The sequence below is a fragment of the Anaerobutyricum hallii DSM 3353 genome, assembly GCF_000173975.1.
In the GTDB taxonomy this organism is placed as follows: domain Bacteria; phylum Bacillota; class Clostridia; order Lachnospirales; family Lachnospiraceae; genus Anaerobutyricum; species Anaerobutyricum hallii.
Genome location: NZ_ACEP01000167.1, coordinates 1 through 2,923, shown reverse-complemented (window position 1 = coordinate 2,923; position 2,923 = coordinate 1). Strand labels below are relative to the sequence as shown.

Here is a 2,923-nt window from a genome sequence, read left to right as displayed (position 1 = left end):
CGCTATATTTGTGACTTTAGTCGCTGCAGGTTGAATGTTCGCTTATGCGCTCGCATCCACCCTCTGCTCCGAGGCCACAAATATAGCGTATTGTCTCTCTTTGGGAGCTGTCTTTGGCTGTTGGAGCAAAATCAGAATTCATGTTGGAGAATTTGGGGATTGTTTAGAAGATTATATTTGGGAGAGAATGGAAAATGGGCTATTAAAGATTAACGTAATCTATTGTTACAATGTCAAGGCAAGAATATAGTAACATCAAAAAGTAGCTTAATAAATAAATCCCCAAAAGTCTTCCTTTTGGGGATTTATCTCTTTATTGATTAAATTATAAATTATTTGTTCTATACCACTGTAACATTTCATTTAATTTTTGACGGAACAAATTATTACTTTCCTCTCTTAATCTGGTATCTTCCATCAAAATGCCAACTGGTGTTGTTGTTAGATTCAATCCTTTTAAAGTAAACAAATGACTATTTTCTATTTTTCTCATTGTCTCATATTTAAGAGATGACACACCATATGGGATTGTAAAAGTTTCCGTTAATGTCTGATTCCCATCAGCAAATGTCCAAAGACAGGCTATTTTATGGGGAAGTCCATTGATTTTTATATCCACCTTTTTCCCACTATCTACCGATGCTATCTTTCGTCCATCAAAGATAATCTCACATCCTATTTTATTTAGACAAAATTGCTTTGTACGCGAAACTACTATTGTTCTTGTTGTCATTTTAAGTTTATTTTCAATAAACTCTCTCTCTTTTTCTGTTATTTGATTCATAAAACCCTCCTGTATAAAAATTATATTATAAAATGACAAAAGGCTACCAAACACCCTGTCATAAATACATTCATCAGAATAGATGATTCATTTTTCTGGCCCATTCCAAAAAGTAATCCATTCGCTTCCCCAGCAAAAAAGAGAACTCCTCCTACTAATATTGAAATAACATATCCTAACATCCATCCAAACGTAGATAATCCAGTTGCCCTGGCTGTTCCTGCTGCAAAATGATGTATAAGTTTATAAAAAAAGGCTATTCTAGCAATATCAAGAGCAAACGATATAATTACAATAAGGACATTATTTTTGTACTTATATAATGCAAAATATAAATCCTGAATTATATCTTTAATCAAAAATAAAATACAAATCACTCCCAGAATAGCTAATACAAATTTGGTAGATGCATTAATAAAAACAATAGAAACCAGTAATATAAATGCCAATACCAAGCCTAAATTAAAAAATATTACAACCATACTTCCTCCTTGATTTTTCTTTAATAATAGGTCAATTTCACCCTAAAGTCAATAGGTCAGTATGACATAATTCTTCAAAAAAGGAGTTCTTATGTCTCGTTTAAAGGAATTAAGAAAAGAAAAAGGTTACACCCAGGTAAAAATGCAATTATTAACAGGAATTGATCAAAGCGATTATTCCAAAATAGAAAATGGAAAACGCTATTACACATTTGAACAATGTAGAAAAATTGCATTGGCATTAGAGACAAGCATGGATTATCTTGCTGGATTGACTGATGAAAAGAAACCATATCCACGGATAATAAAAAAATAACTTTAAATTTTGAATTTACCGAATGCCAAAATTGACTCACCCAAAGAGAGACGATACCCTATATTTGTGGCCTGGGAGTAAAGGTTGAATGTGAGTGATTAAGCGAACATTCAACCTACAGCGACAAAAGTCACAAATATAGGGTATTTTCTTCCTTGAGGCGTCCCCCTTGCCTGCGGCAAATCAGATTTTTTCTCTTTTTGTTGTTAAAACAACGGTTTTTTCTTCTCATCTATATTACAATAACACAGAACCAAGAAATCCAGACTGTCACAAAGCTTTCCACATAACTGTGACAGTATTTTTATCTCACATAAATTCAAAAAACAAAGGAGAACTAACGATGATTCGAAGAATTATACACATTAACGAAGAAAAATGTAACGGCTGTGGTGCCTGTGCCGATGCCTGCCATGAAAGCGCAATTGGAATGGTGAACGGAAAGGCAAAGCTTTTGCGTGATGACTACTGTGACGGACTTGGTGACTGTCTGCCAGCCTGTCCTACTGGAGCAATCACTTTCGAAGAACGTGAAGCTGCCGCTTATGATGAAGCTGCAGTAATGGCAAATAAACAGAAAAAAGAGGCTTCTGCCATTAATACTGCACAGTCTGTACCACAATCTAACGAAGCGAAAAAAGCACACACAGCTCACGGTTGTCCAGGCCAGCGTATCGCACAGTTTAACCGCCAGAACACAGCAGATTCTGCCTCTGATAATGAAACTACTTCTACACCTGCTGCAATCACCTCTCAGCTTAGCCAGTGGCCAGTGCAGATTAAATTAGCTCCAGTTACTGCTCCATATTTTAACGGTGCAAAATTGTTAATTGCTGCTGACTGTACCGCATATGCTTATGCTAACTTCCATCAGGATTTTATCAAAGGAAAAATCACTCTGGTAGGATGTCCAAAACTCGATGCTGTTGACTATAGTGAAAAACTTACAGAAATTATCGCTACTAACGATATTAAAAGTGTTACCATCGTCCGTATGGAAGTTCCTTGCTGCGGTGGATTGGAACATGCCGCTGTGACTGCTTTGAAAAACAGTGGAAAGTTTATTCCATGGCAGGTGGTAACAATTTCTATTGACGGCAAAATTTTAGATTAATTCAGCAAATAGGAATTTGCCGGGGTGAGTAGACAGACGAACCCCGGCAAATTTATTAAAAGATTTGGGGAAGAAGACAGGAGAATGAGTCTGCCTGGGAAACTAAATTTCGAAGGATTGACACAAAAATCCATAAGAAAAAATTATTATTTTTACACATTAAAATAACAATATGAGTGTCGAACTCTTATGATTCAACTTTTTAAAAAGCCACAATCTTCTGGCGA

Annotated in this window: 4 protein-coding genes; 2 read left to right on the top strand and 2 right to left on the bottom strand. The window is 35.6% G+C overall.

Features of this window, described 5'->3' with window-relative positions; all coding sequences use genetic code 11:
* Positions 1-325: 325 nt before the first annotated feature.
* Both EUBHAL_RS13970 and EUBHAL_RS13965 read right to left on the bottom strand, forming a co-directional pair.
* On the bottom strand, positions 326-784 hold the full coding sequence (locus EUBHAL_RS13970) for a hypothetical protein (RefSeq protein ID WP_022170155.1): 459 nt from the start codon (positions 782-784) through the stop codon (positions 326-328).
* A gap of 20 nt (positions 785-804) precedes the next feature.
* Complete coding sequence (locus tag EUBHAL_RS13965) at positions 805-1,266, bottom strand: hypothetical protein (protein WP_005351568.1); 462 nt, start codon at positions 1,264-1,266, stop codon at positions 805-807.
* Between the two features lie 91 nt (positions 1,267-1,357).
* Between EUBHAL_RS13965 and EUBHAL_RS13960 the strand changes: the two genes are divergently transcribed.
* Complete coding sequence (locus EUBHAL_RS13960) at positions 1,358-1,582, top strand: helix-turn-helix domain-containing protein (protein WP_005351566.1); 225 nt, start codon at positions 1,358-1,360, stop codon at positions 1,580-1,582.
* Between the two features lie 343 nt (positions 1,583-1,925).
* A complete protein-coding gene (locus EUBHAL_RS13955) occupies positions 1,926-2,696 on the top strand; it encodes a 4Fe-4S binding protein (RefSeq protein WP_005351565.1) in 771 nt (256 codons plus the stop codon).
* The last annotated feature ends 227 nt before the right edge of the window (positions 2,697-2,923 follow it).

What these genes read in the sequence shown, in the direction of transcription:
- EUBHAL_RS13965 (WP_005351568.1), bottom strand. Translation starts at nt 1,266, where the DNA reads ATGGTTGTAATATTTTTTAATTTAGGCTTGGTATTGGCATTTATATTA.
- EUBHAL_RS13970 (WP_022170155.1), bottom strand. Translation starts at nt 784, where the DNA reads ATGAATCAAATAACAGAAAAAGAGAGAGAGTTTATTGAAAATAAACTT.
- EUBHAL_RS13960 (WP_005351566.1), top strand. Translation starts at nt 1,358, where the DNA reads ATGTCTCGTTTAAAGGAATTAAGAAAAGAAAAAGGTTACACCCAGGTA.
- EUBHAL_RS13955 (WP_005351565.1), top strand. Translation starts at nt 1,926, where the DNA reads ATGATTCGAAGAATTATACACATTAACGAAGAAAAATGTAACGGCTGT.